Consider the following 26,215-nt stretch of genomic DNA (forward strand, 5'->3'; position numbering starts at 1 on the left):
CCCGCCACACCCCCGGATACTCGCCCCGCTGCTCAGACGGCCGGGCCGAAGCGCTCCCAGGCGCGGTGGGCGCCGAGCGCCTGGGAGACCGTACGGAGCACGGCGGCGGGTTCACCCGTGGCCACGCCCGCGGCGCCGGCGGGCAGCCCCGCCGCTTCAAGGACGGCCGGGCCGTTGCCCCAGGCGCCGATGGCCTTGCCGTGCCGGAAGGCCTCGGAGACGAGGAGCAGCACCCGGGGGTCGATCGCCGTGGCCACGGCCGCCGCGTCATCGACCTTGGCGTCGCGCGCCCCGTAGGCGTCGGGCGCCGGGGCGGGGGCGGCGGCGACGAGGACGGCGTCGAACTCGACGGACCGAGCCGTGGTGAAGGTGCGCTGCACGGTGACGGGGTCGCCGTCGAGGCCGAGCTTGCCGCCGGCCGGGGCGATGACCAGCGGGACCATGCCGGCGTCCAGGATCTCCCCGCGCACCGTGCGGACGGCGTCCAGGTCCGCGCCGTCGGTGACGATGCCGATGACGCGGCCGTCGGTCGGCCACTCCTGGCCGACCTGGGAGAGGGCGGGACTCGGCGCGACGTCGGCGAGCGGCACGGTGGCCTCGGGCGCGGGCAGGCCGAGGCCCGTGGCGACCCGGGAGCACAGCTCGGGGTCGATGTTCGCGAGCACCCGCAGGGCCCGCTCCTTGATGCCGGTCTCCCAGCACTTGCCGAGCTCGAAGGTGTAGGCGGCGATGGTGTGCTCGCGCTCGACGGGGGTCATGCTGAGCCAGAACAGCCGGGGCTGGCTGAAGTGGTCGTCGAAGGTGGCCGGGGCCTCGCGCACCTTGCGGGAGGCAGGCACCTCCGCGGGCACCTCGATGTAGGCCCCGGTGTCCGCTCCGGCGAGGAAGGGGCAGCCGCCGTCGGCGGAGTTGGGCCGGTAGGGGGCCACGCCCCGGTGGACGGCGGTCTGGTGCATGCCGTCGCGCAGCATGTCGTTGACGGGCGCGTGGGTGCGGTTGATGGGGAGCTGCGCGAAGTTGGGGCCGCCGAGCCTGCTGATCTGCGTGTCGAGGTAGGAGAAGAGGCGGCCGTGCAGCAGCGGGTCGTCGGTGACGTCGATGCCGGGGACGAGGTGGCCGGGGTGGAAGGCGACCTGCTCGGTCTCGGCGAAGTAGTTCGACGGATTGGCGTCGAGCGTCATCAGGCCGATCGGGCGGACCGGCGCCAGCTCCTCGGGCACGATCTTCGTGGGGTCGAGCAGGTCGATGCCCTCGAACATGTGGTCCCCGGTGTCGGGGAAGGTCTGGACGCCCAGCTCCCACTCCGGGTAGGCGCCCGCCTCGATGGCGTCGGCGAGGTCGCGGCGGTGGAAGTCGGGGTCCACACCGCCGGTGAGCTGCGCCTCCTCCCACACCAGGGAGTGGACGCCGAGGCGCGGCTTCCAGTGGAACTTCACCAGGGTCGTGGCGCCCTCGGCGTTGACGAGGCGGAAGGTGTGGACGCCGAAGCCCTCCATCATGCGGTAGGAGCGCGGGATGCCGCGGTCCGACATGTTCCACAGCGTGTGGTGGGTGGCCTCGGTGTGCAGGGTGACGAAGTCCCAGAAGGTGTCGTGGGCGCTCTGCGCCTGCGGGATCTCGCGGTCGGGGTGGGGCTTGCCCGCGTGGATGATGTCGGGGAACTTGATCGCGTCCTGGATGAAGAACACCGGGATGTTGTTGCCCACGAGGTCGAAGACGCCCTCCTGGGTGTAGAACTTCGTGGCGAAGCCCCGGGTGTCCCGCACGGTGTCCGCGGAGCCGCGCGAGCCGAGGACCGTGGAGAAGCGGACGTAGACCGGTGTCTCGACGCCCTCGGCGAGGAAGCCCGCCTTGGTGATCCCGGCCGCGGAGCCGTAGCCCCGGAAGACGCCGTGCGCGGCGGCGCCCCTGGCGTGCACGACGCGCTCGGGGATGCGCTCGTGGTCGAAGTGGGTGATCTTCTCACGCAGGTGGTGGTCCTGCAGCAGCACGGGGCCGCGCGGTCCCGCCTTCAGCGAGTGGTCGGTGTCGTGCAGGCGGGCCCCTTGAGCGGTGGTCAGGTAGGCGCCGTCCTGGGCGACCCTGTCCTGCGGCACTCCGGTCGCCTGCCCGGTGGGGCTGTAGGTGTCCGGGCCGCGCTGGTCGGGCTTGGGCGGCAGGGGCTCGCGCGGTTCCGTGGGCTCGGCGACCGGCACGGCCTCCGGGCCCGGGGCGCCGGGAATCTCATTTCCCGTACGCATGGCCTTCTGGACCTTTTCCACGGCCTTCTCCGCGGCGGCCGTCACCGGGTTCTTCTTCTCGCTCACTGGGTTCCGATCCTTCGACGGTACGGTGCCACGGGCAGGAGTGAGTGGCACCGGTGCAGGGGCGCTGTCGCGTGACGACGGGTACCCCGCACCCCGGGCGGAGACACCTGCGCTGCGCCGTCCGAGGCGAGGCGGAGAATGCCGTTAGACCGGTGCTTTCGGGGGTACACGGCGACCGGTCTCACCGAGAACGTGCGTCCGCCATCCGCAGTGCCATCATGGGCTCATGGGAAAAAGCGCGCTCATCGTGATCGACATGATCAACACCTATGACCATCCCGATGCGGAGCAGCTCATCCCCTCGGTACGCAAGGCGTTGCCTGCGATCGTGCGGCTGATCGAGCGAGCGCGGCAGGAGGATGTACCGGTCATCTACGTGAATGACAATTTCGGCGAATGGCGCTCCCACCACGGGGAGATGGTCGACACCGCCCTGTCCGGACCGCATTCCGAGCTGGTCCGTCCCGTACGGCCGGACGACGCGTCACTGTTCGTGGTGAAAGCCCGGCATTCGATCTTTTTCGAGACGCCGCTGACTTATCTGCTCTCCCAGCTCGACGTCGACCATGTGGTCCTTTCCGGCCAGGTGACCGAGCAATGCGTGCTGTATTCCGCGCTCGACGCCCATATCCGCCATCTGCGCGTGACGGTGCCAGAGGACGCGGTGGCCCATATCCACTCCGACCTGGCGCATGCGGCGCTGCTCATGATGGAGCGCAACATGCACGCGGTCATCACCGACGCCGAGGGGGTCGAGTTCTGAGCGTCCGCGGGAGGGAAGCCGGACAGCGGTGTCACCGCTGAGGGGCCCGACCCGAGGCCCCCCGAACCGAGGAGTGCCCCGTGACCGACCGACAGCACGTCCTGCGCGGCCGTACGGCCGTGGTGACCGGCGCCGCGCGCGGTGTCGGCGAGGCCGTCGCCAGGGAACTGGCGGCGCGCGGCGCGAGAGTGGCGCTCCTCGGCCTGGAGGAGCGGGAACTCGCCCGGGTGGCCGACGCGCTGCCCACGGCGTCGGGGCACTGGCACGTGGACGTCACCGACGACGCGGCGATGGCCCGCGTGGCCGAGGAGGTGCGCGGCCGGTTCGGCCCCGCCTCGGTCGTCGTCGCGAACGCCGGGGTGGCGGAGGGCGGTCCGTTCGTCGACTCCGACCCGGAAAGCTGGCGGCGGGTCGTCGAGGTCAACCTCGTGGGCAGTGCGATCACCGCCCGCACCTTCCTGCCCCAGCTCCTCGACACCCGCGGGCACTACCTCCAGATCGCCTCGCTGGCGTCGATCGGCGCCGCCCCGCTGATGAGCGCGTACTGCGCCTCGAAGGCGGGCGCGGAGGCCTTCTGCCACTCCCTGCGCGCGGAGCTCGACCCCCGCGGGGTCGGCGTGGGCATCGCCTACCTGAACTGGATCGACACGGACATGATCCGTGACGCCGACCGGTACCCCGTCCTGCGTGAGCTGCGGGCGCACATGCCGCCGCCGGCCCGCAAGGTCTACCCCGCGCCGATGGTGGCCCACCGCATCGTGCGCGCCGTCGAACGGCGGGCCCCCAGTGTGTACGTGCCGGGGTGGCTGCGGAGCGTGCAGGCGGTGCGGGCCATGCTGCCGGGGGTCGTGACCCGCTTCGCGCGGCAGGAGCTGACGCGCTCGGAGTTCTCGGCTACGGGCCTGCTCGGCGCGGGCGGTCGGGCGGCGGAGACGGAGGGCCGCGCCTAGCGGAGCCTGGCCTGGCCGGAGGCCGTCTGCGCGGGCGTGGCTGGCTTGCGTCCTCGCGGGCGAGGCTCGCTTGGGCGTCCGCGCGGGCGAGGCTGGCTGGCGCGTCCGGGTCCGCGTGGGCGTGGCTGGCTTGCGCGTCTGCGCGAGCGTGACCGGCTGCGGGTCCGCGCGGGCGTGGCTGGCCTGCGCGTCTGCGCGAGCGTGACCGGCTACGGGTCCGCGCGGGCGTGGTTGGCGCGCGCGTCTGCGCGGGCGAGGCTCGCTTGCGGGTCCGCGCGGGTGACCGGGCCGTCGTCAGCGCGGGCGTCGCCGGCGGCGCGTCTGCTGCCTTCCGGCACGGCTGCCCGAGCCGGCGTACGCAGCCGTCCGAGCGGGTTCTGCGCGGCCGGCCGAGCCGGCGTCTGCACGGGCGTCCCGCCACCGCCCGAGCGAGCCGACGTCCGCACGGGTGCCCCCGCGCCCGTCCCAGTGAGCTCTGCGCGGGGGGCCGCGAAGGCGCCTGCGCGGCCGTCCGAGCGGGCGTTCGGGGGACGTACTGCCTGGCGGGCGGATCGGCGGGTACACGGCTCCGCGTGAGAACTCCCAGCACCACCGGCACCACGTCCACCACGGCCGACGCCCCGACGGCGCTCAAGAAGGCCCTGACCACCCCCCTGCTGTACTTCTTCATCCTCGGAGACGTGCTCGGCGCGGGCGTGTACGTCCTCGTCGGGCAGGTGGCGGCCGACTCCGGCGGCGCCGTGTGGGTGCCGCTGGTCGCGGCGCTCTGCCTGGCGCTCCTGACGGCCACCTCGTACGCCGAACTGGTCACCAAGTACCCGCGCGCGGGCGGCGCCTCCCACTACGCCACCCTGGCGTACGGCCCCTTCGCGGGCTTCCTCGCGGGGTTCTGCATGCTCGCGGCGGGCATCGTCTCGGTCGCCGCGCTGGCCCGCGGGTTCGGCGGAGACTACCTCTCCGAGTTCGTGACGCTCCCCGTCGTGCTCGTCACGGTCGTCTTCCTCGCCGCGCTCGCGCTGCTCAACGCGCGCGGCATCCGGGAGTCGACGCGGGCCAACGTGGTGGCCACGGTCATCGAGGTGAGCGGCCTCGTGATCGTGATCGGGCTCGGCCTGTGGATCGTGCTGCGCGGCGACGGCGACGTCGGCAGGCTGACGCAGCTCGGCACGGCGGACCACGGCCCCGCGGCGGCCGTCCTGAGCGGCGCGGTGCTCGCCTACTACTCCTTCGTCGGATTCGAGACGTCCGTCAACGTGGCGGAGGAGACCCGTGATCCGCGCCGCTCGTACCCGCGGGCCCTGTTCGGCGCGCTGGTCACCGCGGGCGCGGTGTACGCCCTGGTCGGAGCCGCCGCCGCGGCGTCCGTGCCGACCGGGCGGCTGGCCGGGTCCAGCGGCCCGCTCCTCGAAGTCGTCAAGGAGGCGGGCGGCGTCCCCACGGAGCTGTTCAGCGCCATCGCGCTGGTGGCGGTGGCCAACGGGGCGCTGCTCACCGGCATCATGTCGTCCCGCCTCGCCTACGGCATGGCGCGCGACGGACTGCTGCCGTCCTTCCTGACCAGGGTGCTGCCCGGCAGGCGCACCCCCTGGGCCTCGATCGCCGCGACCACGGCGCTGTCCCTGCTGCTCGCACTGACCGGTGACGTGGCCACGCTCGCCTCGACCCTGGTCCTGCTGCTCCTGGTGGTCTTCTTCCTGGTCAACACGTCGGTGCTGGTGCTGCGCCGCCGCGACACCGCGGCCCGCGACCACTTCAGGGCGCCGCTCGCAGTGCCCTTCCTCGGCGCGGTCTCCTGCGTCGTGCTCGCGACGCAGGTCGAACGTGAGGTGTGGACGCGGGGCCTGGTGGTGCTCGCGGTGGGCGCGGTGTGCGGTGCCATCGCCACGGTGCGGCTGCGGCGCGCGCGCTGACCGCACGGCGGACGGCAGCACGGCACCCGTACGGACCTCGTGCCCTACGGGTGCAGGGCCGCCCAGGTGTTGGGTCCCACGAAGCCGTCCGCGCTCAGGCCGACGCTCTGCTGGAAGTTCTTCACGGCGGCCAGCGTGGCGTCGCCGAAGATCTTGTCCTGGGCGACGCTCTTGTAGCCGTAGACCCTGTTCAGGATGCACTGGAGATGGCCGACGGCGTCGTTCGCGTGGCCCTTGCCGAGTTCCGGGTGGTCGCCGGTGTAGGGACAGTAGCGCCATTCGCCGTTGGTGGCCTGCCTGGTCCCGACCTCGGCGCCCGCCCCGGCGGCCTGGGCGACGGCCGGTCCGGCCACCAGCGCACAGCCGAGCAGCACGGCGGCGAGCGTACGGGTGCGGAGGGCTCTGCTGGTTCGCGAAGTCACGGTGGTCTCCCGATCTGAGGATGCGTACGGATGGGTGGGCGGCGACCGGCTCAGACCCAGGGGCAGCGGGGCAGCCCGGGGTAGGGGTGCTTCTGGGTCTGCACGACCTTGGCGGGCACCATGCCCCAGCCCTTGATCCCGGGCAGGCTCACGACCTCGTCGCCCTGGGTGTAGTACCAGACCTCGTTGCCGTCGGCCGCGGCGTCGCCCAGCGTCCAGCACACGAACCAGCTCGGGGAGAGCTTCAGGCGTCCGGTGACCGGCGCGTTGAACGCGGGGCGGCCGAACGCGTCCGACGCCAGGTTGTCGCAGTACAGGTCGAGGCTGAAGGCGTTGCCGAGGGTGTCCCTGTGCGGCTGGTTCTGCCGCAGTGAACAGGTGGGCGACGTGTCGGCGGGACCGGCCGCGGGGGCCGGGGTCGCCTGGGCGGCGGGGGCCGCCGCCGCGGACAGGGCCAGGCAGAGCGCGGCGCCCGCGAGGGCCGTGCGGCGCTTGCCGGGCGCGGAGGATCGACTCATGCGCGTACTCCTGTCGGCTCGTGCGGGGTGGGGGGCGGTGTCGGTGTCGGTGTCACGACCAGGTGCGCTGCCGGTGTCACGGTCGCGTGGGCTGCCGGGGTCATGACCAGGTGCACTGCTTCAGGCCCGGCACGGGGTGCGTCGCGGAGGAGAGTTCGGCGGCGGGGAGGTAGCCCCAGCCTTTCGCCGTCCTCGCGCCGGAGACCGTGTCGCCCTGGGTGTAGTACCAGATGTCTTGGCCCTGGTAGTCGCTGCCGTGCTTCCAGCAGACGAACCAGCTCGGCGAGAAGGCGATCTGGCCGTTGACCAGGGAGTCGGTGGTGGACTGCACCCGGACCGAGCCGGTGTTGTGCCCGCACACCACGTCGCCGAGGAAGTGCATGCCGGTCCAGTCGGTGTGCTTGGCGTCGGCCCGCGTCTGGCAGGCCGCCGCGCCGGCCGAGGCCGAGGCGGTGCTCTGCGAGGTGGACGATACGGCGAGGACGGCGGCGCTGACGGCGGCGAACGCGAGGGCGGTCCGCCATCCCCGCCGTCCGCTCCCGCCGCGGCCGGGGCGTGGGCGCCCGGCGTCCGGTTCGTTCCCTTCGGGCTGTGGTGCGAGCTGTCTCACGGCCATGTCGGCTGTCTCCCGGCAGTTCACTCCGCGTGGGTGGGCCGGGGCGCTCTCTCGGCAGCCGTCCGGCCCGCTGGTCTTCCGATCGTGTCGCCGAGCCCTGACGCGTCTCTGACACGCCCTCTCCCCCGCGACGCACCACGCGTGCCATGGTGTTCGGTCGGCCGGTCCGGACCAATCACCCGCGGGCCGTGCCGACAACGACCATGCAAGGAACGGGACTTCGAAACCTCGAAGACCCGAAACCTCGAAAGCCCGGAGCGTCGGGGCCTCGGGACCTCGGGACCTCGGGACCTCGGGACCTCGGGACCTCGGGACCTCGGGACCTCGGGACAAGGAGCGTACGCATGCGCGGCACAACGGTTCTGCCCGGCGAGGGCGACAGCGGGGAACCGTCCGGCGACGGCATGCCGACGCACCGCCTCGAAGTGCCGATGCCCAACGCGCTGCCCTTCGCCATCGGCACCTTCGACACCATCGGGCCGATGTCGCGGGCCGCCTTCCCCCACCGGCACACGTTCCACGAGATCGTGCACGTCACCGGCGGCACCGGCAGGCACGTGGTGGACCTGAACGGCTGCGCGCTGCGCCCGCCCCACCTGTGTTTCATCGCTCCCGGCCAGGTCCACCACTGGGAGGACGCCACCGGGCTCGAAGGCCGGGTCATCCTCTTCACCGACGACTTCCTCCTCGACCACCCCGCCGACCGCGACGTCCTGCGCGGGCTCGGCCGGCGTGCCACGCTCGCGCTGCCCGACGAGGCCGCGGAGTGGACCGCGCGGCTCGTCGCCGACCTGGAGGGCGAGTACCGCTCGGGCGCCGCCGGTTTCCACAGCGTGCTGCGGTCGCTGCTGCACGTCCTGGTGGTACGGGCCGCGCGACTGCCCTCGGCCAGGACCGCCGCCGCGCAGCCCGCGCAGCCGCGCTCGCGGCCGGATTCGGTGGCCGCGGAGTTCATGGCGCTCGTCAACGGTCCCGCGGGCGCCTCGCACTCGGTGCGGACGTGCGCGGAACGGCTCGGCGTCTCGGTCGGCTATCTGAGCGAGGCGGTGAAGGCGTCCACCGGCCGCACCCCGGGGGAGCTGATCCGGCAGGCCCGGGTGCACGAGGCCAAACGCCTCCTGCTGCACACGGAGTTGACGGTGCGCCAGGTGGCGGCCAGGACCGGTTTCGGTGATCCCGCCTACTTCTGCCGCTTCTTCCGCCGCGAGACCGGGACGAGCCCCGGGGACTTCCGGCGCGGCACCGGCGATATTCACCACGACCACCGGCTCCAGTCCATCGCCCGGCCCCCCGCCTCCGCATAGCTTCTTAGCCGATCCGGAACCACCCCCACCCCCTTCAGGAGGAGCGATGGACGACGCGATCGGCAGCGGTGCCGGGGACGAGGCGCGCGGCGAGGACGGCGAGGCACGGCCGCACGGCCGGGGGCCTAGCCGCAAGACGGTGCTCAGAGCCGCCGCGGCGGCGGGCATGGCCCTGCCCATGGCGGGCCTCATGGGCGTCCCCGCCCTCGCGCGGACGGCGGGTGAGCGCGGTGAGGCCCCGGCGCTGACCCCGACCTGCGACGACGGTGACGACCCGACACCCCCGCAGATGGAGGGCCCGTACTTCAAGCCCAACTCCCCGCGGCGCACCTCACTCCTCCAGCAGGGCACACCGGGCGTGCGGCTCACCGTCACCGGCTACGTCTTCGGGCGGGCCTGCCGCCCCATACGCCAGGCCCTGCTCGACTTCTGGCAGGCCGACACCTACGGGACGTACGACAACGTCGGGTTCCGCTTCCGCGGCCACCAGTTCACCGACGCCAACGGCGCGTTCACGCTCACCACGATCGTGCCCGGCCTGTACCCCGGACGGACCCGGCACCTGCACGTCAAGGTGCAGGCCCCCGGCCGCCCGATCCTCACGACGCAGCTGTACTTCCCCGGCGAGCCGCGCAACAACACCGACGCGCTCTTCGACCCCCGGCTGCTGATGAACGTCCGCAACCTCGGCGGCGCGAAGGAGGCGGACTTCGACTTCGTCCTGAACGTGCCGCAGTAACCCGAGCCACGGTCGGCGCGCGCGTCCGGAACGGCGTACAACCATCGGCGGCGGTCACAGGTCACCTGATCGACCGGCGTGAACCACCGGAAGACCCCCGATGAACAGCGGGGAACTCGCGGTGGGTTCGCGCCGGTGGGCCGCTCAACGGAAACCGTGACCGAGGGAAGTACGCCGTATGCCGCGCACCAGCCGCACCGCACGTCTCGCCATGCCTTTGATCGCCGCGTCCCTGCTGGTGGGCGGGGGCCTCTCGGCCCTCGCCCTCGGGCAGGGCACCGCCCGCGCCGCCGCTCCGGCCGCCGACGCCGGCCCCCGCGCGGGCGTCGGCGCGGCGGACGACTTCAACGGCGACGGCTACGCCGACCTCGTCGTCGGCGCGCCCGGCGGCGCCGTCTCCGGTCAGGCCAAGGCCGGGTACGTGGTGGTGACGTACGGCTCGAAGAGCGGTCTCGACCCCGCCGCCAAGAAGGTGATCAGCCGCTCCACCAGCGGTGTGCCCGGCGCGGCCACCGCCAAGCAGGCCTTCGGCACCTCGTTCGCCAAGGGCGACCTCGACGGCGACGGCTACGCCGACCTGGTCGTCGGCGCCGACGGCAAGGGCGCGAGCGCGGGCGCGGTGATCCTGTGGGGCTCGGCGGCGGGCCTGACCGGAGGCGCCCGGATCGCCGAACACGGCTTCGCACCGCAGGCCGGCGACTTCGACGGGGACGGCCGGACGGACCTGGCGCTCTTCTCCGGGGTGGGCTCGCACGGCGACGACCCCGTCGTCCAGAAGGCCCGTCTCTGGAAGGGCCCGATCGCGCGGAGCGGCACCCCCGCCAAGACCCTCGACTTCATGGACAAGTCGCAGTGGTGGAGCTACGACAGCGACGAGCGCCCCGACCCGGCCTGTGCGGAGAAGCCCGAGACGTGCGTGGACGGCCCGCTCTCCGTCAAGGGCCCGGTGGTCCCGCAGGCCGTCGGAGACATCGACGGCGACGGCCGCGCCGACATCGCCGTGAACGACTACGAGGGCGACGGCGAGTGGGGCAACAGCATCCTCCACGGCAGCCCCACCGGCTTCGTGCGCGGCGCGGCGCCGGGGTCGCGCGGCGCGCTCGGCGTGGGCGACGTCAACGGCGACGACTACGACGACCTGGTCGTCGGCGACAGCCGGTACGAGAGCAGGACCGTGGTGGCCTTCGGTTCGGCCGACGGCCTCACGGCCGAGACGCAGAAGTTCGACCAGGACCTGCCCGGCGTGCCCGGCGCCGAGGAGGACGGCGACCGCTTCGGCGGCGCCGTCGCCGTCGGGGACGTGACGGGCGACGGTTACGCGGACATCGCGCTCGGCGTGAGCGGCGAGGACGTCAAGGCGGTCACCGACGCGGGCGCCGTCGTCCTCGTACGCGGTGGGAAGGACGGCGTCACCGGGACCGGCGCGCAGGCCTTCCACCAGGACACGGCGGGCGTCCCCGGGGTCGCGGAGGCGGGCGACCAGTTCGGCGCGGCCGTGGCGCTGCTCGACGTCACCGGCGACGGCCGCGCCGATCTCGGCGCGTCCTCCGTGGAGGAGAACGCCAGGGCGGGCGCCCTGTGGTCGCTGCGCGGCACCGCCTCGGGCCTGACGGCCACCGGCTCCGTCGCCTTCGGGCCCAAGGACGTCGCGGCCCCGAACACGGCGGCGCTCTTCGGCGGCGCCCTGCGCTGACCGCACATCACCCCGCACCGCACGGCCCGCGTCCCACCCCCGTGAGGACGCGGACCGTGCGGTCGTCACACGGGGCGGATCAGCTCCCAGGTGTCGACGGCGTGGTCGAGCGCCATCCCGTGCCGCTCGTACAGGGCGAGCGCCCCGCTGCTGTTGTCGGTGTCCACGCCGAGGCCGATGCGGTCGCGGCCGAGCGCCGCGTAGTGCCCGAAGGCGTGGCGCAGGAGGTGGCTGCCGAGGCCCTGGCCGCGGGCCTTGTCCAGGACGCCGATGTTGCCTATCCAGCCCATGGAGGGACGGTCGTCGTGGGTGCGCAGCACGGCGGCGTCACCCACTCCCTCGACGTGGGCGATCCACACCAGTGACCAGTCGGCGCGCTCACCGTCGATGTCGTCCAGCCACTGCCGGTAGGTGCGGGGCCGGAAGTCGAAGTGCTCGGCGAAGCTCTCCTGGAGCAGGGCGTGGGCGCGCCGCCTGTCGCCCTCGTCCCGGCAGTCGCGCAACGTGACCCCGGCCGGGGCCTCGGGCGCCCGGTCGGCCGCGGCGTCGAGCGGACGGGCCAGCACGTGGTAACGCCGTACGGGCATCCAGCCGCGGGTGCGCAGCGCGGGCAGGTCCATGGTGGGCGCGGTGTTGAGGTACATGTGCAGCACGGCGCGCGCGACGCCGTTGCCCGCCGCGCGCTCGGCGGCGCGCGCTTCCACCACATCGAAGAGGTGCAGGGCCCCGTCGAGCCGACCGGGCAGGACATAGTGGTCGACGTCGATGCGCTCGCCGTGCGACTCGTCCCACAGCCGGGCGTACCCGATCAGCCGCTCGCCCTCGAAGAGCAGCCAGGAGTCGCGCTCCAGGTCCACTTCGGGGTGCTTGAGGTCGGCGAGCACCTCGGCGGGCTCGGTGTCGGCGCGGCCGATCTCCAGCAGGTCGATCTCGTTGAGCAGCGCGCACACCGCGTCCGCGTCGTCGAGCGTCGCCGCCCGCACGGTCAGTCCGGACGGCGGTATGGAGGACGTGGTCATGCGCCCACTCTCGTGGCCGGGGCCGCGGCCCCGCAACGGAGTTTCCGGCGGAGCCGCCCGTCACCGCGGGCGACTCCCCCGCGTCACGACACGGGCCGCTGCCCCGTCACGGCACGGGCCGCTCCCCCGGCTCGCGGTGCCGCAGCGCGCAGGCACCGGTGAAGACGCCGGCCAGGTGCTCGCCGAGCGCGGCGAGCGCCGCCGCGGGCGGCAGGCCGTCCGGGTCGGCGAAGAGATGGGCCGCCGGCCCCTCCGCGTACGCCGTCCGCGTGCTGCCCCGCCGGGTCACGGGCGTGGACCTGGCGCAGGTCCTGCTGTTCGTCCCGGACGTGGGGCTGCTGCTGGTCGTCTTCGCCGTTCTCTGCGGAGCTCGCGCTGCTGCGGGTCGGCATCACGGTGCGGGCGCCGCGGGCCGTGCCCGGTTCCGCTGCGGGTCACTACACCTAAGCCAGGACCGCCCTGACCTTCTTCCCGCCGCGTTCCATCCGTATGACCTCGACCCGGTGGGCCAGTTGGCGGACCATGGCCAGGCCGCGGCCGTGCTCGCGCTCCGTGCTCGCCCTGCGGGCGCGGGGGCGGACGGGGCTCGCGTCGTGGACTTCCACGGTCACCCGGCCGCCCGAGACCTCGACGCGCAGGCGGCAGCCGCCGCGGGCGTGCTGGACGGCGTTCGAGACGAGTTCGGATACGACGAGGGTGGCGTCGTCCACGCGCTCGGCGGACACCTCCGTCTTGCGACGGTGCGGCCTGACGAGGAACGCGGAGGTCAGCTTCCGTGCCCGGCCCGCCGAAGCGGCCTCCTGCGGCAGTGCGTATTCCACCCCTGCGGTGGCCCTACGGGCGCGCTGGTGCGCACGCATGACGGATCATCCCCTCCCTGGGTCCATTGACGCTCGTCGCGGTCGAAGTCCGGGACCGCGGCTCCTCCCGTGCGACCGGCGAGTCGTCCTGGGCGGCGCCGGTCCTGCCTCTCGGTGATGCCCCCGTCCGCTGATCGCCAATCCGGCTGTGCGGCACGCCTCATCCGATGCTCACGACGCCGTTCGCCGGGAGGGCGCCGACATTGACCCTGACATCAAGTTCACACGAGACTGCGCGGGTGTCCGTGCGGGTGCCATGCGTGCCGGTGCCATGCGTCCAGGTGCCGCCCGGCTCCCCGCGATCCCGGGAGGCGGGGATTTTGAGAGTCCGGGATTCGGGAGGCCGAGAGCCCGGGGGCCCGCGAGTCCGAGAGCTCGAAGTCCTTACAGCCAGGAGAGGCCGTCCCATGAATGCGTCACCCCGTCCGTTCAAGGACTACCAGGACGAGATCTACCTCAACGGCCTGGGCGGCGTGGTCCCCGCCCTCCCCATGACCTACGCCGAACTGGAGGCCCGCGCCCAGGCCGCGCTGCCGCCCTCGGTCCTCTCCTACGTCGCGGGCGGCGCGGGTGACGAGCGTACGCAGAACGCCAACGTCACCGCGTTCGAGCGGTGGGGGCTCATCCCGCGGATGTTCGTCGGCGCCGCCGAGCGCGACCTGTCCGTCGAACTGTTCGGGATGACGCTGCCCTCACCCCTGTTCATGGCCCCCATCGGTGTCCTCGGCCTCTGCGGGCAGGACGGACACGGCGATCTGGCGACCGCGCGGGCGGCGGCGCGCACCGGGGTGCCGATGATCGCCTCGACGCTCTCCGCCGACCCGATGGAGTCGGTGGCCGCCGAGTTCGGGGACACCCCCGGCTTCTTCCAGCTCTACACGCCCACCGACCGCGCGCTCGCCGAGAGCCTGGTGCGCCGGGCCGAGAAGTCCGGGTTCAAGGCGATCGTCGTCACGATGGACACCTGGATCACCGGTTGGCGCCCGCGCGACCTGAGCACCTCCAACTTCCCGCAGCTGCGCGGTCACTGCCTCGCCAACTACATCTCCGACCCGGTCTTCCGCGCCCACCTCCCCGCCGACCCGGAGCAGGACATGCGGTCCGCCGTCCTGACGTGGGTGCGGCTCTTCGGCAACCCGCTGACCTGGGACGACCTGCCGTGGCTCCGCTCCTTGACCACGCTGCCGCTGATCGTGAAGGGCCTGTGCCACCCCGAGGACGTCCGGCGCGCCAGGGACGGCGGCGTCGACGGCGTCTACTGCTCCAACCACGGCGGCCGCCAGGCCAACGGCGGGCTGCCCGCGCTCGACATGCTCCCCGAGGTCGTCGAGGCCGCCGATGGGCTGCCGGTCCTCTTCGACTCCGGGGTCCGCAGCGGCGCGGACATCGTCAAGGCGATCGCGCTCGGGGCGAGCGCCGTCGGGGTGGGCCGCCCGTACGCGTACGGCCTCGGCATCGGCGGGGCGGACGGCGTCACGCACGTGTTGCGCTCGCTCCTCGCCGAGGCGGACCTGCTGATGGCCGTCGACGGCTACCCGACGCTCGCCGACCTCACCCCGGAGGCACTGCGACGGGTCCTCTGAGGCGGGCCGGGCGCAGCCGTGGGCCCGCGACGGGGGCGGCGGGGTCGCCGCGGTCGGTGCCGGGTCCGCGCCGGCGGCTAGAGTCACCAGCGAACGCCCCCGCCCACCTGGGAGAACCGAGCACCATGGCCGTCGACGAACTCGACACCCGCATCCTGCGGCTGCTCCTCGAACAGCCGCGCACCAGCCTGCGCGAGTACGCGCGCCTGCTCGGCATCGCCCGCGGCACGCTGCAGGCCAGGATCGACCGCCTGGAGCGGGACGGTGTGATCACCGGCACCGGCCCGTTCCTCTCCCCCGCCGCGCTGGGCCACCCGGTGCTGGCCTTCGTCCACATCGAGGTCACCCAGGGGCACTTGGACGAGGTCGGCGACGCGCTGGCCGCCGTGCCCGAGATCATCGAGGCGCACTCGATCACCGGCGGCGGCGACCTCCTGACCCGCGTCGTGGCGCGGGACAACGGCCATCTGGAGGACGTCGTCCAGCGGCTGATCCAGCTGCCGGGCGTGGTCCGCACGCGGACGGAGATGGCACTGCGCGAGCGGGTGCCGCACCGGCTGCTCCCGCTGGTCGAATCGGTCGGCGGCGCGGCGCCCGGAAGCACGGCGTCCGGAAGCACGGCGTCCCCCACTCCGACGCCCGGCGGCCCGGCGGCCGGCGGACGCTGAGCCTCGGCCCCGGTGCCGACCTGCGCCTTTGGCATCCTGGTGGCCATGAGCACCTTCGGCACCACCGCGGTCATCTTCGATCTCGACGGCACCCTCGTCGACAGCGAGCCCAACTACTTCGAGGCGTCACGGGCCCTGCTCGCCGAGCACACCGGCCGCCCGTACACCTGGGCCGACAACGAGCGCTACGTCGGGATCAGCTCCCACGAGACGCTCGCGGTCTGGCGGACGGAGTACGGGATAGCCGCCCCGGTGGCCGAGCTCATCGCCGAGCTCGACCGCCGCTATCTGACGCTGGCCCGCGCCGGGACCCCCGTCTATCCGGAGATGCGGAAGCTGGTGGAGCGCCTGCACGACGCGGGGGTGCCGATGGCCGTGGCGTCCGGTTCCTCGCGCGCGGCCATCGCGGCGATCCTCACGGGCACGGGGCTCGACGCCTGGCTGACCGCGTTCGTCTCCGCCGAGGAGGTGGAGCGCGGCAAACCGGCGCCCGACGTCTTCCTCGCCGCGGCGGAGCTGCTCGGTGCGGCCCCGGCCGACTGCGTGGTCTTCGAGGACGCGGCTCCCGGCGCGGCGGCCGCCCACGCGGCGGGCATGCGCTGCGTCGCGGTCCCGTACGTGGCGGCACACGCGACGGACCCCTCCTTCGCGGAGGCGGACCTGCTGTTCCCCCGCGGCCACGACGAGTTCACGGCGGAGGCGGCGCTGGCGCTGCTCTAGCCGAGGCGGCGCTCACGCCCAGCCGACGCTGGGCCGGCGCTCCCGCAGCCGAACCGTGCGCCAGGGCTCAGGCGGCAGCAGCCCGGCCGGCGACGGCGGCGGGCTCCTCGCCCCCGGCGAGAATCCGCCGCAGCTCGGCCGTGCGCGCCGCCGCGTCACCCCCGGCGAGCAGCGCCGCGAGGAGCGCGGTGCGCGCCTGGCCCGCGCGGAGGGTGCCGGTGAGGACGGCCCCGGCGGCGGCGAGGTCGACGGCGCCGCCGTGGGTGTAGATCTCGGTGACGGGGCCCGCCTGGACGCGGGTGGTGAGGGCCACGAGGACGCCCCGGTCGACGGCGTCGGCGACGGCGGCCACGAACTCCGGGGTCGCGTTGCCCGCGCCGGTGGCGACGAGGACGACGCCCTGGGCGCCCGCGTGCACCGCGGTCTCCAGGAGCAGCGGGTCCGCGTCGACGTGGTGCATCACCATGTCGATGCGGGGCAGCGACACCGCGGCGGCGGGCAGCGGCAGGGCCGCGGGGCGCTCGGGGCGGTGCAGGACGGACACCTTGCCGAAGCCGACCTTGCCCACGCGGGGCCCCGAGGGGTCGGCGAAGGCGTCGGCGGCGAGGGTCTGCGTCTTGACGGTGCCGCGCGCGGCGTGCACCTTGCCGTCGAAGACCACGAGGACGCCCAGGTCGCGGACGCTCGCAGCGGTGAGCAGCGCGTCGTACAGATTGCCGGGGCCGTCGCCGTCGGTGGCGCCGAGCGGCTTCTGCGCGCCGGTGAGGACGACCGGCCGGGGGTCGTGGTGGTACAGGTCGAGGAGAAAGGCGGACTCCTCCAGGGTGTCCGTGCCGTGCGTGACGACGATGCCGTCGACGTCCGGGTCGGCGAGGACCTCGTGCACGGTGCGCAGCAGGGTGAGCTGCTGGGCGGAGGTCAGACGCGGGCTGTTCACGTTGAACAGGTCGATGACCTCGGAGGTGATGCCCTGGGGTATCGCGGCCGAGGCGAGCACCTCGCGGCCGGGGGCGTCGGCGGCGAAGCCGGCGCCCTGCCAGCGGCTGGCTATGGTGCCGCCGGTGCTGATAACGACGATCCGTCGCGCCTGCGCGTCCACGTCTGCGTACCTCCCTGGGTCACGAGGACCGTCAGCCCTCACAGTGGTGGCCATTCTCCTCGGCGCAACAATAGGTCGAACACCGCGCAATGTGCTTGCCGAGTTCTGCCGCGTACGCAATATTCGGGGTGGATAATCGCGCCATGGACGAGATCGACCGCAATATCTTGCGTGAGCTGCAGAACGACGGCCGCCTGACCAACCAGGAGCTGGCCCAGCGCGTCGGCCTCAGCGCGTCCCCGTGCATGCGGCGGGTGCGCCAGCTGGAGCTGGACGGTGTGATCCAGGGGTATCGCGCCGTCGTCGACCCGGAGGCGGTCGGCCGCGGCTTCGAGGTGCTGGTCTCCATCGAGGTGCGGCGCGACCGCGAGACGGTCGAGGCGTTCGAGGCGGCCCTCCAGGACATCCCCGACGTCATCGAGGCGTACCGCCTGTTCGGCAGCCCCGGCTGCCTGCTGCGCATCGCGGTCGCGGACCTGGCGGCGTACGAACGGCTCTGGATCGAACGGCTCACGGCGCTCGCGGGCGTCACGGAGGTCAACTCGCAGATCATCATGAAGCGGATCAAGGAGCCGGAGGGCCTGCCGGTGGACGCCGGACCCCCGAGCGACAGGAACCGCTGACCCCCAACCGCGAACCGCTGACCCCGAACCGCGAACCGCGAACCGCTGACCCGAACCGTTGACTCCACCCCCGGCGACCACCCCGACCTCTCGACTTGGTCCAGACCTATTGACGGCTGGTCCGGACCTGCCTAGCGTGACGCCTCGCACCACGCACGTCTCCTCGCCCCCCTCGCCTCCAAGGAGCACAGCGTGTTCGGTCGGACGTTACGTTTGCTGGGGTCGGCCGTCGCGCTGGCCTGTGCCGCCCAACTGCCGGCCGCCGCGGCGGCCCCCGCCGCCCCGCGCGCCGACACCTGCGCGGTGAAGTCGAAGCCCGCGGGCAAGGTCCTTCAGGGCTACTGGGAGAACTGGGACGGCGCGTCGAACGGCGTGCACCCGCCGTTCGGCTGGACGCCGATCACCGACTCCCGCATCCGCGAGCACGGCTACAACGTGATCAACGCCGCCTTCCCCGTGATCCGTTCGGACGGCACCGTCCTGTGGGAGGACGGCATGGACTCGACGGTGAAGGTCGCGACGCCCGCCGAGATGTGCCAGGCCAAGGCGGACGGCGCCACCATCCTCATGTCCATCGGCGGCGCCGCCGCAGGGATCGACCTCAGCAACTCCGCCGTCGCCGACCGCTTCGTCGAGACCATCGTGCCGATCCTGAAGAAGTACAACTTCGACGGCATCGACATCGACATCGAGACCGGCCTCGTGGGCAGCGGCAACATCAACCAGCTCTCCGCCTCGCAGTCCAACCTCATCCGCATCATCGACGGCGTGCTCGCCCGGATGCCGTCGAACTTCGGCCTCACCATGGCCCCCGAGACGGCGTACGTGACCGGGGGCAGCGTCGTCTACGGCTCGATCTGGGGCGCGTACCTCCCCGTCATCAAGAAGTACGCGGACAACGGCCGCCTGTGGTGGCTGAACATGCAGTACTACAACGGCAGCATGTACGGCTGCTCCGGCGACTCCTACTCCGCGGGCACCGTCCAGGGCTTCACCAAGCAGACCGACTGCCTGAACAAGGGCCTCGTCATCCAGGGCACCACCATCAAGGTCCCCTACGACAAACAGGTCCCCGGCCTCCCGGCCCAGCCGGGCGCGGGCGGCGGCCACATGGCCCCGAACCTGGTGACCCAGGCCTGGAACACCTACAACGGCGCCCTGAAGGGCCTGATGACGTGGTCCATCAACTGGGACGGGTCGAAGGGGTGGACGTTCGGCGACAACTTCAAGCGGCTGCGGTGACGGACCCGGCGACGCGCCGCGTCACGGCGCCCCGCGCGGCGGCGGCCAGCGCCCGCCGGTCCGTGCCCCGCAGCGGGGTGTGCGCCGTGACGCGCACGGTCAGGTCCTTCGCGGCGGCCACCCGGCGCAGCGAGACGGTGAACTCCTCCTCCCCGAGGAAGGCGGCGACCTTGCTGGGGGCGCCGCCCTGCCGGTAGGCGACCGTCACCGGACGCACGGGCGCGCCCGCGTCGGCGGCCGCCTGGAAGGGGGCCCGCCGGAAGCGCCCGCCCGCCTCGGAGCACCACGTCGTCGCCTGGGGGAAGACGAGGACCGAGGTGCCGCCGCGCAGGGCGTCTGCCAGCCCGGCCACCGTGTGGGGCAGTTGGCGCGGGCTGCCGTCGCGGTCGATGAAGCGGGTGCCCGCGCGCCGGGCCAGCGGGCCGATCACCGGCCAGCGGCCCACCTCCCGCTTGGCGAGGACGGCGACCGGTTCGACGGCGAGCAGGGCGACGGCGTCGAGCCAGGAGACGTGGTTGGCCACGACGAGTGTGCCGAGGCCCGCGCCGTCCGGTGCGCCGAGCCGTGCCGGGAGCCCCGTCTCCAGGCCCGTCCCGAGCGCCGCGAGCACCGCCCGCGCCTCGCCCCGCAGCGTGTCGGGGTCCGCGATCCTGCCGCCGCGCGCGGTGGCGCGGGTCAGGGTGTACGTCAACGCCGCGTAGCGCCGCGCCAGTTCGGCCAGGGACACGCGCGGCTCGGGCTCGGCGGCGCAGCTCGCCGGGCAGCCGCCGTCGACCGACCACGGGCTCGTCGCGGTCATCACGCGTCCTCGCCGAGGAAGTACCGGCGGTGCCGCGCGCTGAGGCGCTCCATGTCCAGGAGGACGAAGAAGTCGGCGACGTCGAACTCCGGGTCGTGCGCGGGGGCTCCGCACAGCCACGCGCCGAGGCGGAGGTAGCCGCGGAGCAGGGGCGGCAGGTCGGCGTAGGAGGGGCGCTCGGGGGCGGGGGCCGTGGGCGTCCAGGGGTTGCGGGGGTGCACGCGCAGCACGGGCGGCGAGGCGTGCTTGCCCGTGCCGAGCAGCCAGGCGCCGGCCGCGGCCCGGCCGCCGTCGGCCAGCGGCACGGAGGCGCAGCCCGCGAGGTACCGGTGGCCGGAGAGCAGGACGTAGCGGGCGAGGGCGGACCACATGAGGTTGATGACGGCGCCCGAGCGGTGGTCGGGGTGCACGCAGGACCGGCCCGCCTCGACGAGGGAGGGACGCAGTCCGGCGAGGTCGCCCAGGTCGAACTCGCCGTCGGAGTAGGACAGCGGGGTCCTGCCGGGCGGCAGCAGCCGGTAGGTCCCGACGACCTCGCCGGTCGAGGTGTCGGTGACGACGAGGTGGTCGGCGACGTCGTCGTAGGCGTCGATGTCGTGGCCGGGCAGCGGCGTGGCGAGCGCCGCTCCCATCTCCTCGCCGAACACCTGGTACCGCAGCCGCTGGGCGGCCCTGATCTGCTGGGCGGTGTCCGCGATGGAGATGGCGTAGGAGCCGGCAGCCGTCGAGACGAGCGAGGTCGAGGGCATGGCACTTCCGTTCTCGGGTCGGTGAGGGGACGTGGGGTGCGGAGGCGCTGCGCTTCGGGTCTGGCCGGGCGGACCCGCACGCCGTCGTACGGGGAAGGGGCGCGGGGGAAGCCGGGTGCGCCGGGCCAGCAGGTATCCGGTCGGGCCGGGGCGGGCGCCCCGGGGTGCGGTCACGTCCAGCACGGTGACGGCGCCGGCTGAACTCCGGACCTCCGAAGCACGTCGGTCACGCGTCCGGCGCACGTCGGGAACGGGGCGGGGCCGTAAGCCGGTGCGCGGCGCCCCGTGCCCGTCGCCTCACCTGTGCACCGCTGTCTCCCCCGTCGCACCGCTGCCTCGCCGGCCGCACCGTTGACGCGTCGCGGCGCGGGCCGTTACATACGCGGCATGCCTCCTCCCCTCCCGCTCACCGGGATCACCGTCGTCAGCCTGGAGCAGGCCGTGGCGGCTCCTTTCGCCACCCGGCAGCTCGCCGACCTGGGCGCCCGTGTCATCAAGGTCGAACGGCCCGGCGGCGGTGACTTCGCGCGGCGGTACGACACCACGGTGCACGGCCAGGCCAGCTACTTCGTCTGGCTGAACCGCTCCAAGGAGTCCCTCACCCTCGACCTCAAGTCGGAGCGCGGCCTCGAAGTCCTGGAGGAGCTGCTGGCGAGGGCGGACGTGTTCGTGCAGAACCTCGCCCCCGGCGCCGCCACCCGCCTCGGTCTCGGCGCGCCGGAGCTCCAGGGCCGCCACCCCCGCCTCATCCCCTGCACCATCAGCGGCTGGGGCACGGACGGCCCGTGGGCGGACCGCAAGGCGTACGACCTGCTCGTGCAGTGCCAGACCGGGCTGCTCCAGCTCACCGGCACCCCGGACGAGGCGGTGCGGGCCGGGATCTCGGTGGCCGACATCGCGGGCGGGATGTACGCGTACAGCGGCGTCCTGTCCGCCCTGTTCACGCGGGCGACGACCGGCCGCGCGCCGACCGTGGAGGTCTCCCTCTTCGACGCGCTCGCCGAGTGGGTGAGCCAGCCCGCCTACTACACGCGCTACGGCGGCGCCCAGCCGCCCCGCGTCGGAGCGCGGCACGCGACGGTCGCCCCGTACGGGGCCTTCACCGCCGCCGACGGCAAGGACGTCATGCTGTCCGTGCAGAACGAGCGCGAATGGGCCGCGTTCTGCCGTGAGTTCCTCGGCCGTGCCGAGCTGGCCGACGACCCGCGCTTTGCCACCGGTTCCAGCCGCGTGGCGCACCGCGAGGCGCTGGAGGCGATCGTCTCCGTACGCTTCGCGGAACTCGGCGGCGACGAGGCGGCGGCACTGCTCGACCGCGCCGGCGTCGCCAACGCCGGGGTGAACTCCGTCCACGACTTCCTCGCCCATCCCGTGCTGACCGAGCGCGGGCGCTGGCGCGACATCCGGGTGCCGGGCACGGACGAGCCCGTACAGGCGCTGCTGCCGCCGGCGGTCCTCTCCGGGGTGACGCCCCGCATGGACCCGGTGCCGGACGCGGGTGAGCACACGGAGGCGATCCTCGCCGAACTGGGGCGTGACGCGGACGACATCGCCCGGCTGCGGGCGGAGGGCGTCTGCGGCTGAGGGCCCGCGGTCAGACCCCGGTGCCGAGCCCCTCGACGACCTGTGCGTTCGGCAGCCCGGCGAAGACCTTGCCCGGCACGATCAGCTTGCCGCGCCGCACGCCGCTGCCGACGAGGACGTACGGCAGGTCGACGACGGCGGCGTCCACGAGGAGCGGCCAGGCCGCGGGCAGCCCGATCGGCGTGATGCCGCCGTACTCCATGCCGGTCTCGCCGGTGGCCGTGTCCATGGGCGCGAACGAGGCCTTGCGCGCGCCGAGCAGACGGCGCACGACGCCGTTCACGTCGACGCGGGTGCCGGAGAGGACGACGCACGCGGCGAGCGTGGTCTCGCCGCCGCGCTTGCCCGCGACGACGACGCAGTTCGCGGACCGGTCGTGCAGCTCGGGCCCGTAGTGCTCCAGGAAGGTGGCGGTGTCGGCCCACTCGGGGTCGGTGTCCACGTGGACCAGCTCGTCGGCCTCGCCGGGCCCGCTCCAGCCGCGCACGGCCTCGGCGACGGGCGTCACCAGCAGGTCGAGGGCCTCCGGGGCGGGACGGACGATGTCGAAGTCACCGAGGGGAGCGCGCATGGCCGCACGTTGACAGGGCCCGACGGCAGGCGGTTCACAGGCCTCGGTGCGAGGTGGTGACAGCTCTCAGTGCGAGGCGGTCCGCGCGGGCGGCACCGAGACCGCCATGGTCATGTCGACCGGCTCGACGCCGTTGTTGCGGTAGCCGTGCGGCACGTCCGCCTCGAACGTGCCGGACGTCCCCGCCGGGAGCACGTGCTCGACGCCGTCCACGGCGAGAGTCAGCTCGCCCCGCGTGACGTGCAGGAGCTCGACGGTGCCCGGCGGGTGCGCGTCGGAGTCGCTGCCCTCGCCCGGCAGCAGGTGATAGGTCCACAGCTCGAAGGGGCCGCGCGCCTCGGCGCCGACCAGGAGCGTGCTGCTGCTGCCCGCCTCCGTGGACCACAGGCGCACCGCCTGCTCCGGTGGCACGAGCCGGACGTGGGAGCCCTGTTCGTAGTCGAGGAGCGTGGTGATGCTGACGCCGAGCGCGTCCGCGAGCTTGACCGTGATGCCGACGCTCGGGTTCGTCCTGGCCTGTTCGATCTGGATGATCATGCCGCGGCTGACGCCCGCCCTGGCCGCGAGGGCGTCGAGGGTGAAGGCCCGCTCGGTGCGCCAGCGCTTGAGGTTGCGCGCGAGCGACTGGGTGAGCTGGTCGAGGTCCGACACGTTCCGTCCAAAATGTGGGCCCGGATGGTTCACCACACTGTACTGCGACGCCTCGCCGTATCCATGCCGGACGGCGCTCAGCGCTGGCGCGGCGCCCTGCGCCGGGGCGGGCCACGGCGCGATTCAGTCGTCCGCCAACTCGCCGAGTGCGACGAGCTGTTCCGGCGTGACGCCCTCGGGGATCGGCACCGGCGCCGGGGTCCGCAGCGGCGGCTGCCAGCCCTGCTCGGCGCTCCAGGTGCGCACGACGCGGGCGGGCGCCCCGGCCACCACCGCGTGGTCGGGCACCTCGCCCCGCACCACCGCGCCCGCGGCGACCACGACGTTGCGGCCGATCCTGGCGCCGGGCAGGATCACCGCGCCGGTGCCGATCCAGCAGCCGGGGCCGATCTCGACGGGGTCCATGCGGGGCCACTGCTTGCCGATGGGGGTGTGCGGGTCGTCGTAGGAGTGGTTGGTGGACGTCACGTAGACGTAGGGGCCGAAGTAGCAGTCGTCGCCGATGGTGACCGTGGTGTCGGCGATGACGTGGCTGCCGCGGCCGAGCACGACGCCGTTGCCGAGGCGGAGGATCGGGTCGGGGCCGAGGTCCAGGTCCGGCATCATCCCGGCGGTCAGCGTGACGTGCTCGCCCACGATGCAGTGGTCGCCCAGCGTGATCCACGGCTCCCCGAAGACCGTGCCCTGCGGGAAGGCCAGCTTCGTGCCCTCGCCGATCGCGCCGAACCGCAGCCGCCCGGGGTGCGCCGCGGTGACCGCGCCCGCCCGCTGCGTCCAAGCCCAGCCCGTGTGGACCGCGCGCTGCGCGAGCCGGCGAGGCGCCGCGGCGAGGGATGAGAACGTGTTCCTGTTCTTCGGCACGCGCTCACGTTACTCAGTGACCCGGGGCCCCGGGCACCCCTGACCTGTGATCTTCACCCCACACGGCCGCGTCCGGCCCGGTGTCCCGTACCGTGCGCTCAGGCGTGACGACGTACCGAAGAGGGAGACACCCGATGGGCCACGAGGCACTCATCACCGGCATCGGCGGCAAAGACCCGGAGATCGACCAGGACGCCTTCACCGCGCCGACGTCCGTGGTGCTCGGCGAGGTGACGCTGCACGCCGGGGCGAGCGCCTGGTACGGCGCGGTGCTGCGCGCCGACTGCGGGCCCATCGTCGTGGGCGCCGACAGCAACATCCAGGACAACTGCAGCCTCCACGTCGACCTGGGCTTTCCCATCACCATCGGCGAGCGCGTCTCGGTCGGTCACAACGCCGTGCTGCACGGCTGCACGGTCGAGGACGACTGCCTGATCGGCATGGGCGCCACCGTGCTCAACGGCGCGGTGATCGGCGCGGGGTCGCTGGTCGCGGCCCAGGCGCTGGTGCCGCAGGGCATGGAGGTGCCCCCGGGCTCACTCGTCGCGGGCGTGCCCGCCAAGGTGCGCAGGCCGCTCACCGACGAGGAGCGCGAGGGCATCTCCCACAACGGCACGATGTACGTCGAACTGGCCAAGGCGCACCGGGCCGCGCACACCGCGGAGTGACGTCAGTCGGCGACGGGCACCGGCTGCGGCTCGGCGGCGGCCGTGGCCGGTGCCGCCTCCGCCTCGGCGGCCGCCTTCTTGGCGCGGCGCTTGACGAAGAGCATCGAGCCGACGCCGATCAGCACGGCGATGGCGAGCCCGAAGTAGGAGAAGCGCTTCAGCCAGTCCTCGGCGACCACGCCGATGTAGTAGATGACCGCGGTGGTGCCGCCCGCCCAGACGATGCCGCCGAGGACGTTGGCGACGGCGAACTTCCAGTACGGCATGCGCAGGACGCCCGCGAGCGGTCCGGCGAAGATGCGGAGCAGGGCAACGAAGCGGCCGAAGAAGACCGCCCACATGCCCCACTTCTGGAAGGAGCGCTCGGCGCTGCCGACGTTGGCGGCGCTGAAGTGCTTGGGGAACTTCCGCTCCAGCCAGGCCAGGAGCGGGCGGCCGCCCTTGCGTCCGATCGCGTATCCGATGGAGTCGCCGATGATGGCGCCGGCGGTGGCGCACGCGCCGAGGATCACGGGGTTGAGGTCGCCGTGCTGGGAGGAGAGGAGCGCCGCGGAGACCAGGACGATCTCGCCGGGCAGCGGGATGCCCAGGCTCTCCAGGCCGATGACGATTCCCACCAGCGCGTAGATGCTGACGGCTGGTACGTGCTCCAGCCACTCCTGGACGTGCAACGCCGGTTCCTCCCGTACGGACTGCCTGTGCGCCGAAATGCCTGTGCGCGGACCCCGGGCAGCCTACCCGGACGGATCAACCGCCCGGGAACGCCGAAGCCCGGGACGCACGAACGCCCCGGGCCGCACGACTCGCTCGCGTCTCCCCTCCGACGGGGGGCTGATCAGCCGGCGTCGTTGGGCCGAAGCGTCCAGACCACCCGCATCTCACCGGTGACGGCGCCGTCCGCGCGCCGGATCTCGACGGTGACGGGGAACTCGGGCCGCTGCCCCGCGTCGAGCTCGGCCACGACGTCCTCGGCCGGCCTGCCGAGCGTCGCGGTGGCCGTCACGGGCCCCATGGCCAGCTTCTTGTACGCGATCTCGGCGCTGACGGCGAGCGGCACGGCCCGGGAGAGCTGCGCGCCGAACGCGGCGAGGACGATGGCCCCGCTCGCGGACTCGCCGAGCGTGAACATGGCTCCGGCGTGCGGCCCGCCGACGTGGTTGTGGTACTCGCTCTGGTCCGGCAGGGCCACCACGGCCTTGTCGGGCGCGGTCTCCCGGAACTCCAGGTTCAGGGTCCGTGCCATCGGCACCGTGGCGGCGAGCATCTCGCCGATCGACATCTGGTCTGCGCTCATGCC

General features: G+C 73.3%; 27 protein-coding genes and 1 pseudogene. 13 read left to right on the forward strand and 15 right to left on the reverse strand.

What is annotated here, in order from left to right:
- Positions 1-32 precede the first annotated feature (32 nt).
- Positions 33-2,306 carry a catalase gene (locus DCW30_RS13990; protein WP_076687252.1) on the reverse strand — a complete coding sequence of 758 codons (2,274 nt, stop codon included), beginning with the start codon at positions 2,304-2,306 and terminating at the stop codon, positions 33-35.
- Between the two features lie 226 nt (positions 2,307-2,532).
- Here DCW30_RS13990 and DCW30_RS13995 point away from each other — a divergent pair, with 226 nt between their 5' ends.
- From DCW30_RS13995 to DCW30_RS14005, 3 genes are all read left to right on the forward strand, one after another.
- Positions 2,533-3,069, forward strand: a complete 537-nt coding sequence (locus DCW30_RS13995) for a cysteine hydrolase family protein (protein ID WP_076687251.1) — start codon at positions 2,533-2,535, stop codon at positions 3,067-3,069.
- An 80-nt stretch (positions 3,070-3,149) separates the two neighbouring features.
- Positions 3,150-4,019 carry an SDR family oxidoreductase gene (locus DCW30_RS14000; RefSeq protein WP_076687250.1) on the forward strand — a complete coding sequence of 290 codons (870 nt, stop codon included), beginning with the start codon at positions 3,150-3,152 and terminating at the stop codon, positions 4,017-4,019.
- Positions 4,020-4,591: 572 nt separating this feature from the next.
- A complete protein-coding gene (locus DCW30_RS14005; RefSeq protein ID WP_076687249.1) occupies positions 4,592-5,929 on the forward strand; it encodes an APC family permease in 1,338 nt (445 codons plus the stop codon).
- A gap of 44 nt (positions 5,930-5,973) precedes the next feature.
- On the opposite strand, the gene DCW30_RS14010 is transcribed toward DCW30_RS14005, so the two are convergent.
- From DCW30_RS14010 to DCW30_RS14020, 3 genes are all read right to left on the reverse strand, one after another.
- Positions 5,974-6,351 (reverse strand): peptidoglycan-binding domain-containing protein, encoded by a 378-nt coding sequence (locus tag DCW30_RS14010; RefSeq protein ID WP_062771111.1) that lies wholly within the window; start codon positions 6,349-6,351, stop codon positions 5,974-5,976.
- 50 nt (positions 6,352-6,401) lie between these two features.
- Complete coding sequence (locus tag DCW30_RS14015) at positions 6,402-6,869, reverse strand: hypothetical protein (protein ID WP_076687248.1); 468 nt, start codon at positions 6,867-6,869, stop codon at positions 6,402-6,404.
- Between the two features lie 100 nt (positions 6,870-6,969).
- On the reverse strand, positions 6,970-7,485 hold the full coding sequence (locus DCW30_RS14020) for a hypothetical protein (protein WP_076687247.1): 516 nt from the start codon (positions 7,483-7,485) through the stop codon (positions 6,970-6,972).
- Between the two features lie 344 nt (positions 7,486-7,829).
- Between DCW30_RS14020 and DCW30_RS14025 the strand changes: the two genes are divergently transcribed.
- The 3 genes and pseudogenes from DCW30_RS14025 to DCW30_RS14035 all read left to right on the forward strand — a co-directional run bounded on the left by DCW30_RS14025 (position 7,830) and on the right by DCW30_RS14035 (position 11,221).
- Positions 7,830-8,789, forward strand: a complete 960-nt coding sequence (locus DCW30_RS14025) for a helix-turn-helix transcriptional regulator (RefSeq protein WP_076687246.1) — start codon at positions 7,830-7,832, stop codon at positions 8,787-8,789.
- A 46-nt stretch (positions 8,790-8,835) separates the two neighbouring features.
- Positions 8,836-9,525: pseudogene (locus tag DCW30_RS14030) on the forward strand (dioxygenase family protein); the annotation flags it as partial.
- A 214-nt stretch (positions 9,526-9,739) separates the two neighbouring features.
- Positions 9,740-11,221: an FG-GAP-like repeat-containing protein gene (locus DCW30_RS14035; protein WP_444875877.1), complete on the forward strand. Its 1,482-nt coding sequence runs from the start codon at positions 9,740-9,742 to the stop codon at positions 11,219-11,221.
- A 65-nt stretch (positions 11,222-11,286) separates the two neighbouring features.
- Here DCW30_RS14035 and DCW30_RS14040 read toward each other — a convergent pair whose 3' ends face one another.
- The 3 genes from DCW30_RS14040 to DCW30_RS14050 all read right to left on the reverse strand — a co-directional run bounded on the left by DCW30_RS14040 (position 11,287) and on the right by DCW30_RS14050 (position 13,100).
- Positions 11,287-12,240, reverse strand: a complete 954-nt coding sequence (locus tag DCW30_RS14040) for a GNAT family N-acetyltransferase (RefSeq protein WP_076687244.1) — start codon at positions 12,238-12,240, stop codon at positions 11,287-11,289.
- Between the two features lie 106 nt (positions 12,241-12,346).
- Positions 12,347-12,529: a hypothetical protein gene (locus DCW30_RS36680; RefSeq protein ID WP_076687243.1), complete on the reverse strand. Its 183-nt coding sequence runs from the start codon at positions 12,527-12,529 to the stop codon at positions 12,347-12,349.
- Between the two features lie 154 nt (positions 12,530-12,683).
- Positions 12,684-13,100 carry an ATP-binding protein gene (locus DCW30_RS14050; protein WP_232626626.1) on the reverse strand — a complete coding sequence of 139 codons (417 nt, stop codon included), beginning with the start codon at positions 13,098-13,100 and terminating at the stop codon, positions 12,684-12,686.
- Between the two features lie 407 nt (positions 13,101-13,507).
- Here DCW30_RS14050 and DCW30_RS14055 point away from each other — a divergent pair, with 407 nt between their 5' ends.
- The 3 genes from DCW30_RS14055 to DCW30_RS14065 all read left to right on the forward strand — a co-directional run bounded on the left by DCW30_RS14055 (position 13,508) and on the right by DCW30_RS14065 (position 16,071).
- A complete protein-coding gene (locus DCW30_RS14055) occupies positions 13,508-14,683 on the forward strand; it encodes an alpha-hydroxy-acid oxidizing protein (RefSeq protein ID WP_076687242.1) in 1,176 nt (391 codons plus the stop codon).
- 125 nt (positions 14,684-14,808) lie between these two features.
- Positions 14,809-15,351: an Lrp/AsnC family transcriptional regulator gene (locus DCW30_RS14060; protein ID WP_076687241.1), complete on the forward strand. Its 543-nt coding sequence runs from the start codon at positions 14,809-14,811 to the stop codon at positions 15,349-15,351.
- A gap of 45 nt (positions 15,352-15,396) precedes the next feature.
- Complete coding sequence (locus DCW30_RS14065) at positions 15,397-16,071, forward strand: HAD family hydrolase (protein WP_076689570.1); 675 nt, start codon at positions 15,397-15,399, stop codon at positions 16,069-16,071.
- Between the two features lie 67 nt (positions 16,072-16,138).
- Here DCW30_RS14065 and DCW30_RS14070 read toward each other — a convergent pair whose 3' ends face one another.
- Complete coding sequence (locus DCW30_RS14070) at positions 16,139-17,170, reverse strand: asparaginase (protein ID WP_076687240.1); 1,032 nt, start codon at positions 17,168-17,170, stop codon at positions 16,139-16,141.
- 143 nt (positions 17,171-17,313) lie between these two features.
- Here DCW30_RS14070 and DCW30_RS14075 point away from each other — a divergent pair, with 143 nt between their 5' ends.
- A complete protein-coding gene (locus DCW30_RS14075) occupies positions 17,314-17,793 on the forward strand; it encodes an Lrp/AsnC family transcriptional regulator (RefSeq protein WP_076687239.1) in 480 nt (159 codons plus the stop codon).
- 192 nt (positions 17,794-17,985) lie between these two features.
- Positions 17,986-19,035, forward strand: a complete 1,050-nt coding sequence (locus DCW30_RS14080; RefSeq protein ID WP_076687238.1) for a chitinase — start codon at positions 17,986-17,988, stop codon at positions 19,033-19,035.
- Here DCW30_RS14080 and DCW30_RS14085 read toward each other — a convergent pair.
- Both DCW30_RS14085 and DCW30_RS14090 read right to left on the reverse strand, forming a co-directional pair.
- Entirely contained in the window at positions 19,019-19,834 is an 816-nt protein-coding gene (locus DCW30_RS14085) for a lysophospholipid acyltransferase family protein (protein WP_079250199.1), read from the reverse strand. The two genes, DCW30_RS14080 and DCW30_RS14085, sit on opposite strands and share 17 nt — an antisense overlap.
- Positions 19,834-20,583 (reverse strand): GNAT family N-acetyltransferase, encoded by a 750-nt coding sequence (locus DCW30_RS14090; RefSeq protein ID WP_076687237.1) that lies wholly within the window; start codon positions 20,581-20,583, stop codon positions 19,834-19,836. Before DCW30_RS14090 ends, DCW30_RS14085 begins: the two co-directional genes overlap by 1 nt.
- A gap of 387 nt (positions 20,584-20,970) precedes the next feature.
- Here DCW30_RS14090 and DCW30_RS14095 point away from each other — a divergent pair, with 387 nt between their 5' ends.
- On the forward strand, positions 20,971-22,167 hold the full coding sequence (locus tag DCW30_RS14095; protein ID WP_076687236.1) for a CaiB/BaiF CoA transferase family protein: 1,197 nt from the start codon (positions 20,971-20,973) through the stop codon (positions 22,165-22,167).
- 10 nt (positions 22,168-22,177) lie between these two features.
- Here the strand turns inward: DCW30_RS14095 and DCW30_RS14100 are convergent, their stop codons facing one another.
- The 3 genes from DCW30_RS14100 to DCW30_RS14110 form a co-directional block, all read right to left on the reverse strand.
- Positions 22,178-22,738, reverse strand: a complete 561-nt coding sequence (locus DCW30_RS14100) for a YbaK/EbsC family protein (protein WP_076687235.1) — start codon at positions 22,736-22,738, stop codon at positions 22,178-22,180.
- A gap of 66 nt (positions 22,739-22,804) precedes the next feature.
- Positions 22,805-23,389, reverse strand: coding sequence for a helix-turn-helix domain-containing protein (locus DCW30_RS14105; RefSeq protein WP_076687234.1), 585 nt, complete (start codon positions 23,387-23,389; stop codon positions 22,805-22,807).
- 123 nt (positions 23,390-23,512) lie between these two features.
- Positions 23,513-24,250, reverse strand: a complete 738-nt coding sequence (locus DCW30_RS14110) for an acyltransferase (RefSeq protein WP_076687233.1) — start codon at positions 24,248-24,250, stop codon at positions 23,513-23,515.
- Positions 24,251-24,384: 134 nt separating this feature from the next.
- On the opposite strand from DCW30_RS14110, the gene DCW30_RS14115 reads away from it, so the two are divergent.
- Entirely contained in the window at positions 24,385-24,918 is a 534-nt protein-coding gene (locus DCW30_RS14115) for a gamma carbonic anhydrase family protein (RefSeq protein ID WP_076687232.1), read from the forward strand.
- A 2-nt stretch (positions 24,919-24,920) separates the two neighbouring features.
- Here the strand turns inward: DCW30_RS14115 and DCW30_RS14120 are convergent, their stop codons facing one another.
- Complete coding sequence (locus tag DCW30_RS14120) at positions 24,921-25,589, reverse strand: DedA family protein (RefSeq protein WP_076687231.1); 669 nt, start codon at positions 25,587-25,589, stop codon at positions 24,921-24,923.
- A 164-nt stretch (positions 25,590-25,753) separates the two neighbouring features.
- Positions 25,754-26,197: a DUF4442 domain-containing protein gene (locus DCW30_RS14125; protein WP_062771091.1), complete on the reverse strand. Its 444-nt coding sequence runs from the start codon at positions 26,195-26,197 to the stop codon at positions 25,754-25,756.
- Positions 26,198-26,215: the final 18 nt, after the last annotated feature.

The sequence above is a fragment of the Streptomyces alfalfae genome (assembly GCF_004127445.1).
Lineage (GTDB): Bacteria > Actinomycetota > Actinomycetes > Streptomycetales > Streptomycetaceae > Streptomyces > Streptomyces alfalfae.